The sequence below is a fragment of the Microlunatus aurantiacus genome, from assembly GCF_039536605.1.
Taxonomy (GTDB): Bacteria; Actinomycetota; Actinomycetes; order Propionibacteriales; family Propionibacteriaceae; genus Microlunatus; species Microlunatus aurantiacus.
Genome location: NZ_BAAAYX010000020.1, coordinates 124,965 through 138,762, shown reverse-complemented (window position 1 = coordinate 138,762; position 13,798 = coordinate 124,965). Strand labels below are relative to the sequence as shown.

At 73.0% G+C, this 13,798-nt stretch carries 15 protein-coding genes; 7 read left to right on the top strand and 8 right to left on the bottom strand.

Features of this window, described 5'->3' with window-relative positions:
- Positions 1 to 2: 2 nt before the first annotated feature.
- The gene (locus ABD714_RS19025; RefSeq protein ID WP_344814024.1) at positions 3 to 1,025 is read left to right on the top strand and encodes an endonuclease/exonuclease/phosphatase family protein; all 1,023 of its coding nucleotides are present in this window, start codon (positions 3 to 5) and stop codon (positions 1,023 to 1,025) included.
- 50 nt (positions 1,026 to 1,075) lie between these two features.
- The gene (locus ABD714_RS19020) at positions 1,076 to 2,116 is read left to right on the top strand and encodes a mycothiol transferase (protein WP_344814023.1); all 1,041 of its coding nucleotides are present in this window, start codon (positions 1,076 to 1,078) and stop codon (positions 2,114 to 2,116) included.
- Positions 2,117 to 2,119: 3 nt separating this feature from the next.
- On the opposite strand, the gene ABD714_RS19015 is transcribed toward ABD714_RS19020, so the two are convergent.
- The 6 genes from ABD714_RS19015 to nucS all read right to left on the bottom strand — a co-directional run bounded on the left by ABD714_RS19015 (position 2,120) and on the right by nucS (position 8,447).
- Positions 2,120 to 2,467 carry a YciI family protein gene (locus ABD714_RS19015; RefSeq protein ID WP_344814022.1) on the bottom strand — a complete coding sequence of 116 codons (348 nt, stop codon included), beginning with the start codon at positions 2,465 to 2,467 and terminating at the stop codon, positions 2,120 to 2,122.
- 827 nt (positions 2,468 to 3,294) lie between these two features.
- A complete protein-coding gene (locus ABD714_RS19010) occupies positions 3,295 to 4,152 on the bottom strand; it encodes an SDR family NAD(P)-dependent oxidoreductase (protein WP_344814021.1) in 858 nt (285 codons plus the stop codon).
- A complete protein-coding gene (locus ABD714_RS19005; protein ID WP_344814020.1) occupies positions 4,130 to 5,656 on the bottom strand; it encodes a flavin-containing monooxygenase in 1,527 nt (508 codons plus the stop codon). The genes ABD714_RS19010 and ABD714_RS19005 overlap by 23 nt, the downstream gene beginning before the upstream one ends.
- Complete coding sequence (locus tag ABD714_RS19000) at positions 5,649 to 7,106, bottom strand: carboxylesterase/lipase family protein (RefSeq protein WP_344814019.1); 1,458 nt, start codon at positions 7,104 to 7,106, stop codon at positions 5,649 to 5,651. The genes ABD714_RS19005 and ABD714_RS19000 overlap by 8 nt, the downstream gene beginning before the upstream one ends.
- Positions 7,107 to 7,154: 48 nt before the next feature.
- Positions 7,155 to 7,688, bottom strand: a complete 534-nt coding sequence (locus tag ABD714_RS18995) for a P-loop nucleotide/nucleoside kinase family protein (RefSeq protein ID WP_344814018.1) — start codon at positions 7,686 to 7,688, stop codon at positions 7,155 to 7,157.
- 36 nt (positions 7,689 to 7,724) lie between these two features.
- The gene (gene nucS, locus ABD714_RS18990; RefSeq protein ID WP_344814017.1) at positions 7,725 to 8,447 is read right to left on the bottom strand and encodes an endonuclease NucS; all 723 of its coding nucleotides are present in this window, start codon (positions 8,445 to 8,447) and stop codon (positions 7,725 to 7,727) included.
- A gap of 89 nt (positions 8,448 to 8,536) precedes the next feature.
- Here nucS and ABD714_RS18985 point away from each other — a divergent pair, with 89 nt between their 5' ends.
- From ABD714_RS18985 to ABD714_RS18975, 3 genes are all read left to right on the top strand, one after another.
- Entirely contained in the window at positions 8,537 to 8,812 is a 276-nt protein-coding gene (locus tag ABD714_RS18985) for a hypothetical protein (RefSeq protein WP_344814016.1), read from the top strand.
- 10 nt (positions 8,813 to 8,822) lie between these two features.
- Positions 8,823 to 9,635: an alpha/beta fold hydrolase gene (locus tag ABD714_RS18980; RefSeq protein WP_344814015.1), complete on the top strand. Its 813-nt coding sequence runs from the start codon at positions 8,823 to 8,825 to the stop codon at positions 9,633 to 9,635.
- A gap of 101 nt (positions 9,636 to 9,736) precedes the next feature.
- Entirely contained in the window at positions 9,737 to 9,943 is a 207-nt protein-coding gene (locus ABD714_RS18975; protein ID WP_344814014.1) for a hypothetical protein, read from the top strand.
- A gap of 32 nt (positions 9,944 to 9,975) precedes the next feature.
- On the opposite strand, the gene ABD714_RS18970 is transcribed toward ABD714_RS18975, so the two are convergent.
- Positions 9,976 to 10,728, bottom strand: a complete 753-nt coding sequence (locus ABD714_RS18970; RefSeq protein ID WP_344814013.1) for a peptidylprolyl isomerase — start codon at positions 10,726 to 10,728, stop codon at positions 9,976 to 9,978.
- Positions 10,729 to 10,788: 60 nt separating this feature from the next.
- Positions 10,789 to 11,685, bottom strand: coding sequence for an NAD(P)-dependent oxidoreductase (locus tag ABD714_RS18965; protein WP_344814012.1), 897 nt, complete (start codon positions 11,683 to 11,685; stop codon positions 10,789 to 10,791).
- An 83-nt stretch (positions 11,686 to 11,768) separates the two neighbouring features.
- Between ABD714_RS18965 and ABD714_RS18960 the strand changes: the two genes are divergently transcribed.
- The gene (locus ABD714_RS18960) at positions 11,769 to 12,470 is read left to right on the top strand and encodes a cob(I)yrinic acid a,c-diamide adenosyltransferase (protein WP_344814011.1); all 702 of its coding nucleotides are present in this window, start codon (positions 11,769 to 11,771) and stop codon (positions 12,468 to 12,470) included.
- On the top strand, positions 12,467 to 13,738 hold the full coding sequence (locus ABD714_RS18955; protein WP_344814010.1) for a TrpB-like pyridoxal phosphate-dependent enzyme: 1,272 nt from the start codon (positions 12,467 to 12,469) through the stop codon (positions 13,736 to 13,738). The genes ABD714_RS18960 and ABD714_RS18955 overlap by 4 nt, the downstream gene beginning before the upstream one ends.
- Positions 13,739 to 13,798: the final 60 nt, after the last annotated feature.

Here is a 13,798-nt window from a genome sequence, read left to right as displayed (position 1 = left end):
GGGTGAGGACACAGGACGCGGGTGCACGCGTGGTCGGTGCCCGCGCCGTGGCAGCACGGTGGTGTGCGACCTTCGGTGGGGCGGCGCTCGTCGTCGGCGCCGGCTGCACCCTGGCCCGCAGGATCGACGTCGTGCCCGGGATCGCCCGCGACACGTGGGCGATGGTGACCTCGTTCGTCGACTTCGCCCTGCTGGCGTACGGCGTCGCCCTGGTCGCCCTGCTCGCCTCGGTGCTGCTGTCGCGCGGCGGCCCGGTCCGGCTGGCTGCGATCGGGCTCACGGTCGCCCTGACCGTCCTGCACGGCTCCTGGTTGCTGCCCGACGTCGTGGCCGACCGTGACCCTGTCGCCGGTCCGGAACGCGTCACCGTCCTCTCCCAGAACCTCCTGTTCGGCGCGGCCGACCCGTCGTCGCTGCGATCGGCGGCCGGCGGCGCCGACGTGGTGGTGCTGGTCGAGATCACCCGCTCGGCCGCCGACGGTCTGGTCGCGAGCGGCTTCGAGGAGGACTTCCCGTACGCGAGCGGCGGTCCGCTGCCCGAGGGCGGACCGTCGGGCACCCGGATCTACAGCCGCTACCCGCTGACCGCCGGCGAGCGGCTGGACCCGGCGGGCGGCGCGCAGAACTGGCTGACCACCGTCACCGTCCCGGGACTGGGGCCGATCTCCGTCGCGGCCGTCCACCCGCGACGCCCCAGGCTCGGCGGCCAGGACTGGTGGCCCGCCCAGCTGCAGGTCCTGGAGCACGTGCCCACCACGCGCACGGTGGTGGCGGGAGACTTCAACGCGGTCGACAGCCACCCGAGCCTCCGGCAGTACGCCGCCCGGGGCTTCCGCGACGCCGACGACCTCGTCGGAGCCGGGTGGCGGCCGACGTTCCCGGCCGAGGGTGCGCTGCCCCCGTTGATCGCCATCGACCACCTGCTGGTCAGCGCGGATCTGACCGTCACCGACTTCAGCCGGGTCCGGGTCAGCCGCACCGATCACCTCGGGGTGCTGGCCGCGGTCGGGCTCCGCGCCGGCTGAGGGCCGCTGCCCCTCGTCCCCGGAAGCGGGTCGAGGCAGACTCTGCACCCATGACGAGTCCTCGACCTGCGCCCAGCCGCGTCTTCGCCGAACGGACGCTCGCGGAGTCCGGACAGCTCGCCCTGTTCCTGGAGGCTCAGCGAGCCACCCTCCGGGCGACCCTGGACGGTCTGACCGAGGACGAGGCCCGCGCCCGCCTGGTGCCGTCGCTGACCACCGTGCTGGGGTTGGTCAAGCACGCCACCTTCCTGCAGGTGGTCTGGTACGGCGAAGCGGTCACCGGAACCCCGCGGACCGAGCTCGGGCAGCCCGACACCGTCGACGACTCGTTCGCGCTCGGGCCGTCGGACACGATCGCCTCGGTGCTGGCGGACTACGACCGCGCCGGTGCGGTGGCCAGGGAGGTCGAGGCCGCGTACGCCGCCGACCACGTCGTCAGCGGGCACCGGCTGGGGCCGATGACCCTGCGCTGGATCCAGCTGCAGGTGCTCCGCGAGCTCGCCCAGCACAACGGTCACGCCGACATCCTGCGCGAGCAGCTGTTGGCGGCCCGGGAGCCTCGGCCCGCCGGCGGTGCGCCTGGCTCGAGGCTGCTGATGATCACCGGGCCCATCGCCGCCGGGAAGAGCACGCTGGCCGCGGAGGTCTGCCGGCTGCTCCGCGCCTCGGGCCGGTCGGTCGCGCTCACCGATCTCGACACGGTGGCGGAGATGGCGCTGCCCACCCTGCCCAGCTGGGACCAGGCCCACGCCATCCACGCGCAGCTCGTCGGCGCCTGGTGTGCGACGGACATCGACGTCGTGGTCGACGAGGGGACCTCCACTCCTGAGGAGGTGCGGCAGGTGCGCGACCGCCTGCCGGCCGGCATCCCGATCTTCCACGTGGTCCTGATCGCCGACTACGACGCCTCGCTGACCCGCGCGCTCGGTGACCCGGGACGCGGGCTGAGCAAGGACCCCGACTTCCTGCGCGCCGACCACGACGCGTACGCCCGGCACCTACCGGACCTGCCCGGCAGCTGGCGGCTGGAGGTCGAGGGCCGTATGCCGGCCGACCTGGCCGCTGAGGTGCTCCAGCGGTTCGGCGCCTGAGGGTCAGTGCTCGACCAGGCCACCGCTGTGGACCGGCCGCACCTCGACCCCGCCACCCTCCTGCAGCACCGGGTTGGTGGCGGCGATCGTCAGCGCGGCCTCCAGATCCGGGGCCTCGATGATGTAGAAGCCGGCCACGATCGGGCCGTCGGGCACGAACGGCTCCGGGATTCGGGAACCTGGTCTCAGTGAGGTGGCCATGTGCCGGGGCGTCAGCGCGTAGGCCAGCACCATCGACCCGGCGGCCTCGAGCTCATCGGCGTGCTCGTCGCAGGAGGCGGTGTCCTCCGGAGTCGCGTCCGGAGCGTGCGCGGAGTCGTCGTGGTAGATCAGGACGGCGTACTGGCTCACGGTGCTGTGGTCCTCTCGGTCGGTGGCCGCGGACGCGGCCTGCGTACGGGAGACGGAACCGATCCCGCGTTCTCGACATCCTCTCCACGACATCCTGACCCGGCTGCCTGGCGTCCTCATCGCCGGACGTGACTCCGGGGCGACAACCGGCGCTGCCCAGCGCGCCCGACCACACCGGACGCGACTCCCAGGCGACAACCGGCGCTGCCCCACACGCCCGGCCACGCCGGATGTGACTCCCCGGCGACAAGCGGCACTGCCTCACACGCCCGACCACACCGGACGCGGCTCCCCGGCGACATCCGGACCAGCCCGCTCACCCCGCACCACCGGACGTGACTCCGGGGCGACAAACGGCACTGCCCCACGCGCCCGACCACGCCGTACGCGACATCCGGTCCGCACCGGAGAACACTGGTGGCGGAGGCGGTGAGGACCGCGAGCGGTGCCGGTGTCACCACACGACCGACCGAGCGACCCCAGCCGGGGCGCCCGTTGGTCGTGGGGCTGGTGATCGTGCTGTCGGTCGTCGGCGGAGTCGCCGCGGCGCAGTCGGTGCCTCGATGGCAGTGGGCCGAACAGTGCCGGCACGCCAGCGCCCGAGTGGTGAGTCACGCTGGTGGCCGGGAGCCCTACCTGGCGCACGGATCGACGATCAGCTGGACCTGCGAGGCAGCAGACGGGATCCGCAGCTCCTGGCCGTGATTTTCGCATCGCTCCTGGCGTGATCCTCGCCTCGCTCGCTCGACCCGATCGCAGAGATCAGTCAGCACCCTGTCCCGGCCGATCGACGCGCTACCGATCGACCCCGCTAACGATCGACGCCGCTAGCGATCGACGCGGGGCCGGCTGACCCGGCGTCTCCCGGCGGCCAGCAGCAGGGTGAGCACCCGCCCGTACGAGCCCGGGGCGACGCGGGCCGCAAGGTCCGGCAGCCGGGCGCTCGCGCCGATCAGGACCCTGGGACGCCGGCGGCGGACTCCCTCGAGAATCCGCTCGGCGGCGACCGACGCCGGGATCCGCAGCAGGGACGCGATCACCGGCAGCCCGCGGTCCACCTCCCCGGCGTCCGCGCCCTCGCTCACGCGGGCGTCGACGGCGATGCGGGTGTCGATGCCGCCCGGGTGGACGCAGGTGACACCGACCCGCCCCAGCAGCTCGGCCCGCAGCGACTCGGTCAGCCCACGGACGGCGAACTTGCTGGTGACGTACGCCGTCTGCGTCGGCGGTGCGATCAGGCCGAACACGCTGGACACGTTGACCAGGGCCGATCCGGGGTGCCGGAGCAGGACGGGGACCAGCGCGTGGGTCAGGGTCAGCACCGCCCGGAAGTTGATCTCCATCAGCCAGTCGAACTCGTCCAGGCTGAGCTCGGTGAACGACCCGGCCAGGGCCACCCCGGCGTTGTTCACCACGAGTGTCAGCTCCGGGTGGTCGTGGGCCAGTCGGGCCCCGAGCTCGATCGTCGCCTCGTGGTCGGAGAGGTCGGCGACGACCGTCTCGACCCGCACCGCGGGGTGCTGCCGCCGGACGTCGTCCGCCACGGCCGAGAGGCGGTCGGCGGCCCGGTCCAGCAGCACGAGGTGGCTGCCGCGGGCGGCCAGCCCGTGGGTCAGGGCCTCGCCGATGCCGCTCGCCGCCCCGGTGACCAGGGCGGTGCCGTCAGCGAACCGGTAGTCGATCATGGACCCTCCTCGTCGTGACCGGGCGGAGGCGGTCGAACCGCAGTCCGTCGGTCAGTCGACCCCAGCGCAGCAGCACGAGGTCACGCAGGTAGTTCTGGTGCAGTCTCCACGGCGCCACTGGACCCTGCCGCGGCAGGCGCTGCCCACCGCGCCGCACGTAGCCGGACCGGAGGTCGATGAGGCCCGTCAGCTGGTCCTCGGGGAAGTCGGGAGCGACCGGCGTGGCGCTGCGGAGGCCCCGGCGGTCGAGGTGGCGCAGCAGGCGACAGACGTAGCGCGCCACCAGATCGGCCTTGAGCGTCCAGGAGGCGTTCGTGTAGCCCAGAGTGAGGGAGAAGTTCGGCACACCGGACATCATCAGTCCCTTGTACGCCACGGTTCTCGCGGGATCGACCACGTCGCCGTCGACCACCAGCTCCATCCCGCCCAGCGCCAGCACGGTCAGACCGGTGGCGGTGACGATCACGTCGGCCGCCAGCTCGCGCCCCGAGACGAGCCGGATGCCTGCGGGGGTGAAGCGGTCGATGCCGTCGGTCACGATGTCGGCGCTCCCGGCCCGGATGGCGCGGAAGAGGTCGCCGTCCGGCACCGCGCACAGCCGCTGGTCCCAGGGCTGGTAGCTGGGGGTGAGATGGGTCTCGACGTCGAAGCCGGCCGGCAGCTGGGCCACCGCTCCCCGGCGGAGCAGGGCCTTCATCCGCTCGGGCCGCCGCCGGCTCAGTCGGTAGATCACCATGCTGGTCAGCAGGTACTTCCAGCGCACAACCACGTCGCCGACCCAGGTCGGCCACCGCCGCCGGATCCGTTCGGCCGTGGCGTCGACCGACCTCACGGTGGCGATGTAGGTCGGCGAGCGCTGCAGCATGGTCACGTGGGCGCCCTGCGCGGCCAGAGCCGGCACCAGCGTGACAGCGGTGGCGCCACTGCCGATCACCACCACCCGGCGGCCCCGGACGTCGAGGTCGGTGGGCCACTGCTGCGGGTGCACGATCGGCCCGCCGAAATCGGCCTCCCCGGGGAAGGTCGGCCGGTGGCCCTGGTCGTAGCGGTAGTAGCCGGTGCAGGCGTAGAGCCACGAGCAGGTCAGCGCCACCGTTCCCGCCTCGCCCCGGTCCACGGTGACCGTCCACCGAGCCGTCTCGCTCGACCACTCCGCCCGTACGGCGCGGTGCCGGAAGCGGATCTGCCGGTCCACCCCGTACGCGCGGGCCGTCTCGATGACGTACGCGAGGATCGACGGCCCGTCGACGATGGCCCGGCTGGAGCGCCAGGGACGGAAGTCGTAGCCGAGGGTGAACATGTCGGAGTCGGACCGGACACCGGGGTAGCGGAACAGGTCCCAGGTGCCGCCGATCCGCTCGCGCGCCTCGAGGACGACCACGGTCTTGTCCGGGCACTCCCGGCGCAGGTGGCAGGCGGCGCCCACCCCGGACAGCCCGGCGCCGATCACCAGCACGTCGACGTGCTCGAGCGCCTCGCCGGGCGACGGCTGCGGGTCAGTCACGCGGCATCACGTCGCTCCCCCGCCACACCTCGTGTCGTACGGCGGCCCCGGTCTCGACCCGGTCGCCGCCGGGGCTGAAGACGGTGGTCGGTCGTTCCGGCAGCGTGAAGGCGGGCCAGTCAGGTCCCGGCGCCTGGTCGCGGACGAAGGCGGTCCAGTGGTCCTTGAGCCGCCGGCCGAGCGCGCGGCGAGCCGCCGTCCGACGACCGCGGAGGATCGCCGCCGTCGGCCCGGTCCAGTCCCACAGATAAGGCAGCTCGGACGCGTGCGCCGCACCGATCAACGGCACTGACGCGTCGAACCGGTAGCACCACGTCGGTCCGCCCGCCGCCCGGTGCCGCTCCGCGAAGTGACGGGTGGGCACGGCGAAGTTCAGGTCGGTGCCCAGCGCCCGGGTGCCGAGCAGGGTGTCCGGGTAGGCCGCTATCACCGCCTCGGCGTGGGCGGCGGGCAGCGCGGCCCGCAGGCGCGTGGTCAGGGCCGCCCGGGTGGTGGGCATGATGTCGCCCGGCAGCAGCTGGAACAGGGTCACCTCGTCGTGGTTGTGCCCGATCAGCAGGGGCACCTCGGGTCGTACGGCCGCCTGGGCGGCGGCCAGGGAGTCGGGCACGAGGTCACCGTCGAACCAGGGCGCGGCCGGCACGGTGCCCCGGACGGCGCGCCGCACCGCGTGCTGGGCGGCCAGCAGCCGCTCGGCCGGCACCTCCCAGAGCCGGTCGGCGTCGGACGGCCCGAGCCCCAGCTCGTCGGCGTACCGCTGCGCGACCTCCGCTCGCACGTCGGCTCCGTGGATCAGGCTGTAGGAACCGCTCTGCATGATCGCGGAGCGGAACAGCCCGCGGGCGCTGGGTGCCGTCAGCAGCAGCGACACCGCTATCGATCCGGCCGACTCACCCGCCACGGTCACCCGGGCCGGGTCCCCACCGAACGCGGCGATGTTGTCGCGGACCCAGGCGAGCGCAGCGATCTGGTCGCGCAGTCCCAGGTTGGACGGGATGTCGGCGTCGGTCACCGCACCGAGGTCGACGAGACCGAGGACACCGAGCCGGTAGTTGAGGGTGACGACCACCACGTCACCGGAGGCCGCGAGGTCCGATCCGTCGTAGAGCGCCCCGCTGCCGCTGGTGAAGGCGCCTCCGTGGATCCAGACCAGCACCGGGCGCGGTGGCGCCGGGACGGCCGGCGCGAACACGTTCAGGTAGAGGCAGTCCTCGCTCGGGGTGCCGAGGGACGACCTCGCGGCCGTCACCGCCGCCAGCTGCTGGGCGGCCCCGCCGACGACGACGGCCGGCCGGACACCGCGCCACCGGCGGACCTCGGTCGGGGCGGTGAAGCGCAGCCGTCCGACCGGCGGCTCGGCGTACGGCACTCCCAGCCAGACGTCGACAGCACCCCGGGCCGAGCCCGCCAGGGTGCCGGCCTCGATCTCGACGACGCGATCGGTGCTCACCCCGCCATCCTGCCCGCTCCCTCGGCGGCGGCCACGCCGACAGCCTCCCTACGCCGTCGAGGACGACGTGCGAGCCGTCTCCCGGGCCGCGACCACGCGCCGAACGGCGGCGGCGACGGCGGTGGTCGCGGTGTCGACGACGACCCGCTCGCGGGTCCAGGGCTCGTACTCCCGGCCGAGGACCTCCGCCCAGGACGGTTTCACCAGTCCCTCGACGTCGGTGGGCCGCTGCTCGACCCGCCGACGGTGCTCGGCGGCGTCGGAGCAGACGACCTCGACCTCCACGAGGGCGGCACCGGCCTGCTCCGCCGTGCCCGGCCAGGCGTCCCGCGTCACCGCCACCGGGTTGACGCACTCCACGACCACGTCCAGACCCAGCCGGAGCTGTTCGGCGGCGAGTCGGTGCGCCACCGCGTACCCCACGGGACCGACCGGGTGCGTCAGCGCCGTCCAGTCCACGATCGCCTGCTCGATCCGGTCGACCCGCACGTAGGGGGTCGCCGTCTCGCGGGCCAGCGCCTCGGCGAGCGTCGACTTGCCGGACGCGGGCAGGCCGCCGATCACCACCAGGACGGGTCGCACGACCGGCTCAGGACCATGGGCTCGGACACGGGCGTCTCAGAACAGGCGCGCGGTCGGGTCGTCGGTGCCGCGCAGCACGTCGTAGTCGACCGTCAGGCAGGCGATGCCACGGTCGCCGGCCAGCACCCGGGCCTGCGGCTTGATCTGCTGGGCGGCGAACATCCCGCGGACCGAGCCGAGCAGCGGGTCCCGGTTCAGCAGGTCCAGGTAGCGGGTCAGCTGCTCCACCCCGTCGATCTCGCCGCGCCGCTTGATCTCCACGGCCACGTACGCGCCCTCGGCGTCGCGGCAGAGCAGGTCCACCGGGCCGATCGCTGTCGGGTACTCGCGCCGGACCAGGGTCCAGCCCGGGCCCAGCGTCTCCGGATGGGCGGCGAGCAGCACCTGGAGGTGCGCCTCCACACCGTCCTTCTGCAGCCCCGGGTCGATCCCCAGATCGTGCTGGGTGTCGTGCAGCACCTCGGCCAGGGAGATCAGCAGCGTGTCGCCGTCGCGGCCCTTGACCTCCCACACCTCGGTCAGCGGCTCACCGGCCAGCCCCGCCGCCGCCGGGTCGGTGGGGGCGACGACCGTGTCGGCGGGCCGCACCGTCACCGTGCAGGGCGGACTCATCCAGTTCAGCGGCTTGTAGGCCCGGTCGTCGGCGTGGATGGACACCGACCCGTCGGCCTTGACCAGGATCAGGCGGGTCGCCATCGGCAGGTGGGCGGTCAACCGACCCGCGTAGTCGACCTGGCACCGGGCGATCAGCAAACGCACCCGGTCAACCTACCGGGCGCCGACGGACCGGTCCCCACCCTGGCGACGGACCGCCCGGTCCGTTCCCACCGTTCTGCCAGACTTCTCCCGTGGCCCGACGTCCGAGCAAGCACCTGCGAGCGCCCCGGCCGCTGGGGTCCGGGCACGCCCGGGCGGAGCAGCGGACCGACGGGCGCTGGGTCGTCCGCAGCATCGCCGGAGCCGCGGCGACCAAGGAGTACCGCTGCCCGGGCTGTTCGCGGTCGATTCCGCCCGGCACGCCCCACGTGGTGGTCTGGCCCGCCGAGCCGACGTCGTGGATGGTGGACTCCCCCGTCACCGAGCGGCGCCACTGGCACACCGGGTGCTGGAGCCGGCGCTCGTGAGCAGGGACCGATGAAACCCCGCGTCGTGGTCGACCGGGACGGTCTGCACTACACCGAGCAGGGCGACACCGGCCCGCGGGTGCTGTTGCTGCACGGCCTCTTCGGGCAGGGCAAGAACTGGACCTCGATCGCCAAGGTGCTGTCCGAGCAGGCGCGGGTGATCATGCTGGACCTGCCCAACCACGGCCAGTCCGGCTGGACCGAGCGGGTGACGTACGCCGACCTGGCGGTCGCCATCGCGGACGTGTTGTCGTCGGTCGACGCCGACCCGCTGACCGTCGTCGGGCACTCGATGGGCGGCAAGGTCGCGATGGCCATGGCCCTGCTCCGACCGCAGCTGGTGGAGCGGCTGGTGGTGGCCGACATCGCCCCCGTCCACTACGAGCGGCTGAGCGGCTTCGCCGACTACGTCACCGGCATGCTGTCGATCGACCTCGAGCGGCTGCAGACCCGCGCGGAGGCGGACGCGCAGCTGGTGCCGTACGTGCCCGACGAGGTGGTGCGCTCGTTCCTGCTGCAGAACCTGCGCCGCGATCCCGGCAGCGCGAGCGGCTGGCGCTGGCAGATGAACCTGTCTCTGCTCGGTGCCGAGCTGGCTGCCCTCGGCGAGTGGCCCGACCTGCGCACGACCCCGTACCCGGGTCCGGTGCTGTGGGTCGCGGGCGGGAGGTCCGACTACATCACCCCGGCGTACGCGCCGGCGATGCGGGCGCTCTTCCCCCGGACCACCACCTTCACGATCAAGGACGCGGGTCACTGGGTGCACAGCGAGCAGCCGGAGATCTTCCTGGCCGCGCTGCGCCGGTTCGTCGGTCTGGACTGATCGCAGGGTCCACCGGATCGGGAAGCGCTGGACCTCGGCTGCATCCACCGTCAGGATCGGCTGGGAACCAGCAGGTGAGTGTCGATCGACGAGGAGAGAGCGTGACCGAGCTGATGACCATCTTCGCCGCGGCGCTGGCCCTGCCCGCGGACATCGGACTGGTCGTGCTGGAGACCGTCCGGCCGACCCGGGGCAACGGGTTCGCCGCCTCGATCATCGGCGCGGCCATGGCCATCGGGCTGCTGATCATCGTGGCCAAGTTCGCCACGACGAAGCCGAGGAACCGGCGTCGGCCGCCGCGCTCCTGACGCCGTCCTGACGCGGGTGCCAGGCGCCGGCGTCAGCGTCCGGCCGGCGTGACCTCGAGGATCTCCGACGGGTTGTTCGGGCGCCCGCCACCGGCCGGGTCGGTGCCGTCCTGACCTTCGGCGGCCATCCGCTCGAGGACGGGGATGCCCGAGGGGTCGACCTTCCCGAAGATCGTGTAGTCGGGCTTCTGGTCCAACGAGGTCGAGTCCCGGAACACGAGGAAGAACTGCGATCCGTTGGTGTTCGCGCCGGCGTTCGCCATCGCGATCACGCCCTTGGTGTAGGACTCGCTGCCGTCCAGCTCGTCGGCGAACGTGTACCCCGGTCCGCCACTGCCACTGCCGGTCGGGTCACCGCACTGGAACAGGAAGATGCCGGAGTCCACCAGCCGGTGACAGCGGGTCTCGTCGAAGAAGCCCTGCTCGGCCAGGGAGACGAACGAGTGCACCGTGCAGGGCGCCCGCACCGGGTCGAGGGTGATCCGCACGGTCCCCTCGGTCATGGTGAGGTCGTAGCCGATCGTCCCGCTGGTCGCCACCCCGGTGGGGCTGGGCGGTCGGACCGACGTCGCCACGTCGCCGCTCGGTTCGTACTCGCACTGCTCGGTCCCCGTCGCCGCCGGGCTACCGGCGGACGTCGCCGGCGTGGGGGCGCTGGTCTCGGCGGGCGTGGAGGCACCGGCTGCGGTCGACGGTCGCAGCGGGTCGTTGGCCGGGATCGTCCCGCAGGCCGCCAGGGTCAGCAGCACCACACCGGTCACCAGCAGCCCATGACGTCCGCCCACCCCCTCACCCTGCCCCACCGGGCCCGGCCGGTCGAGAGGCCACGCCGACGGCGGACGACCTCACAGGCTGCCGGCGCGAGCCTCCAGCGAGCTGATCACCGCGATCAGGTCATCACCCCCCAGGCCGAGGTCGACCGCGTCGGCGAACAGCCGGTGACAGACCTCGGCCAACGGTGCGGCGGCGCCGGCCCGCGCGGCCGCCGTGGTGATCAGCCCGGTGTTCTTGGCCACGTCGGCGATGGCGGCCTGCGCGCTGTGGTCACCGGCCGCCAGCTTCTCGAGCTTGGTGGCCAGCACCGGCGAGGCGAGGGTGCCGCCCAGCAGCACCTCGGTCAGCCTCCGGCGTTCGATCCCCAGCCGGTCCCCCAGGTGCACGGCCTCGGCCAGCCCGGTCAGCATGGTGATTATGTACGAGTTCACCGTCAGCTTGGTGAGCAGGGCCGACGGCACCGGACCGCAGGGCACCACCCGGGCGGCCACGGAGGCGAGCAGCTCCTGGGTCCTGGCCAGCACCGACGGGTCGTCCCCAGCCAGCATGGCCACCAGCGCACCCGCTTCGGCCGCGGCTCGGGACCCCGAGACCGGTGCCTCCACGTACGACCCGCCGGCCGCCCGCACGGCCGCCTGCAGCGCGACCGAGTAGGCGGGCGGGTAGGTGCCCATCATGATCAGCAGCCGGTCCCGGACCAGGTCGGCGAAGCCCGGTCCACCCGGGTCCAGCACCTGGTCCACGGCGAACTCGTCGGCGAGCATGACCACGACGGTCGCGCAGTCGGCCGCGACCTCGGTCACGGTGTCGACCGCTCGCGCCCCCGCCGCCACGACCGGGTCGCAGCGGTCCGGCGTCCGGTTCCAGACCACCAGCCCGACCCCGGCCCGCACCAGCCGCAGCGCCATCGGCTGACCCATCACCCCGAGCCCGAGGAAGCCCACCCGGGAGGACACCGTCGTCGTCATGGCGAGACCGTAACCACCCGGTGCCGGACGGAGAACGCCCACTTCGACGCCGCTGGCCCCGGTCCGGCCACTAGGGTGTGGCCGTGGTTCACCTGACGCGCATCTACACCCGCACCGGTGACGGTGGGCAGACCCGGCTGGTCGACATGTCGCTGACCGACAAGACGGACCCGCGCGTGGCTGCGTACGGCGACGTGGACGAGGCCAACTCCCAGCTGGGCGTGCTGCTGTCCACCACCGAGCTCCCGGAGCCGATGGTGACGTTGCTCGGCCGGGTGCAGAACGAGCTGTTCGATCTCGGCGCCGACCTGGGCAACCCGCTGCAGGAGACGTACGCGCACGAGCCGCTGCGGATCACCGCCGAGTACGTCGACCGGCTCGAGGAGGCCTGCGACGCCTTCGGCGATCCGCTGCCGGCGCTGCGCTCCTTCGTGCTGCCCGGCGGGACACCCGCAGCCGCCCACCTGCACGTCGCCCGGACCATCGTGCGGCGGGCCGAGCGGACCGCCTGGACAGCTGTGGAGCAGGTCGGCAGCGAGGCTCCCGGCGGGGTGAACCTGCTGGCCATCACCTACCTGAACCGGCTGTCCGACCTGCTGTTCATCCTGTCCCGCGCCGCCAACGCGACCGACCCGACCATCGACCGGGACGTGCTGTGGGTGCCCGGGGGCAAGCGGTCGGACGGGCCCCGGAAGTCCGACGAGCCCCGGCAGTCCGACGAGCCCCGGGGGGCCGACTCGACCCAGCCGGCCGACGAGCCCCAGCGACCGGAGGAGTCCGCGTGAGTGCCGAGCCCGTCGTGGTGCCGTCCCAGGTCCCCACCCACTGGTACAACCTGGCCGCCGACCTGCCCGAGCCCACGCCCCCCGCGCTGCATCCCGGCACCCGGGAACCGCTGGGTCCGCAGGATCTCGCTCCGCTCTTCCCGATGGCGCTGATCCAGCAGGAGGTCAGCACCGAGCGCTGGATCGAGATCCCCGAGCCGGTGCGGGACATCTACCGGCTCTGGCGGCCGTCGCCGCTGATCCGGGCCCACCGGCTGGAGAAGGCGCTGGCCACGCCGGCCAAGATCTTCTACAAGTACGAGGGCGTCAGCCCGGCCGGTTCGCACAAGCCGAACACCGCCGTCGCCCAGGCGTACTACAACGCCGCCGAGGGCACCACCAAGCTCACCACGGAGACCGGCGCCGGGCAGTGGGGCGCCTCCTTGTCGATGGCCTGCGCGCTGCTCGGGCTGGAGTGCGAGGTGTGGCAGGTCCGGGCCTCCTACGACTCCAAGCCCTACCGACGGATGCAGATGGAGGTGTACGGCGGGGTCTGTCACCCGTCGCCGTCGGACCTGACCGAGGCGGGACGCGCCATGCTGGCCGCCGACCCCGACACCACCGGATCGCTCGGGATGGCCATCTCCGAGGCGGTCGAGGCCGCTGTCGGTGACCCGAACGCTCATTACGCGCTGGGCAGCGTGCTGAACCACGTGCTGTTGCACCAGTCGGTGATCGGGGTCGAGGCGCTGGCCCAGCTGGACGAGATCGGCGAGGGCGCCGACGTCGTCTACGGCTGCGCGGGCGGTGGCTCCAACCTGGCCGGGCTGAGCTTCCCGTTCCTGGGCCGCAACCTGCGCGACGGCACCAGCACCCAGGTGGTCGCCTGCGAGCCGTCGGCCTGCCCGTCGCTGACCCAGGGCGAGTACCGCTACGACTTCGGCGACGTGGCCGGTCTGACCCCGCTGCTGAAGATGTACACGCTCGGCAACGACTTCGTCCCGCCCCCCATCCACGCCGGCGGTCTGCGCTACCACGGCATGGCGCCGATGGTCTCGCACGCGGTGAACCTCGGACTGATGACGGCCATCGCGGTCGACCAGGCCGACGCCTTCAAGGCCGGGGTCGAGTTCGCCCGGGCCGAGGGCCTCATCCCGGCCCCGGAGTCCACCCACGCGGTGGCCGGCGCGCTCGCCCGGGCCCGGGCCGCCACCACCGACGAGACCATCCTGCTCGGCCTGTCCGGCAACGGCGTCCTCGACCTCCCCGCGTACGCCGATTTCTTGTAGGCCACTCGCGACGCCGACGTGCATTCACCGGCTACGTCGTCGCTCGTCGAAACGGCGGAA

Excerpts from the sequence above, each read along its gene's own strand:
- ABD714_RS19020 (WP_344814023.1), top strand. The coding sequence starts at position 1,076 with ATGACGAGTCCTCGACCTGCGCCCAGCCGCGTCTTCGCCGAACGGACG.
- ABD714_RS19010 (WP_344814021.1), bottom strand. The coding sequence starts at position 4,152 with ATGATCGACTACCGGTTCGCTGACGGCACCGCCCTGGTCACCGGGGCG.
- ABD714_RS18980 (WP_344814015.1), top strand. The coding sequence starts at position 8,823 with ATGAAACCCCGCGTCGTGGTCGACCGGGACGGTCTGCACTACACCGAG.
- ABD714_RS18965 (WP_344814012.1), bottom strand. The coding sequence starts at position 11,685 with ATGACGACGACGGTGTCCTCCCGGGTGGGCTTCCTCGGGCTCGGGGTG.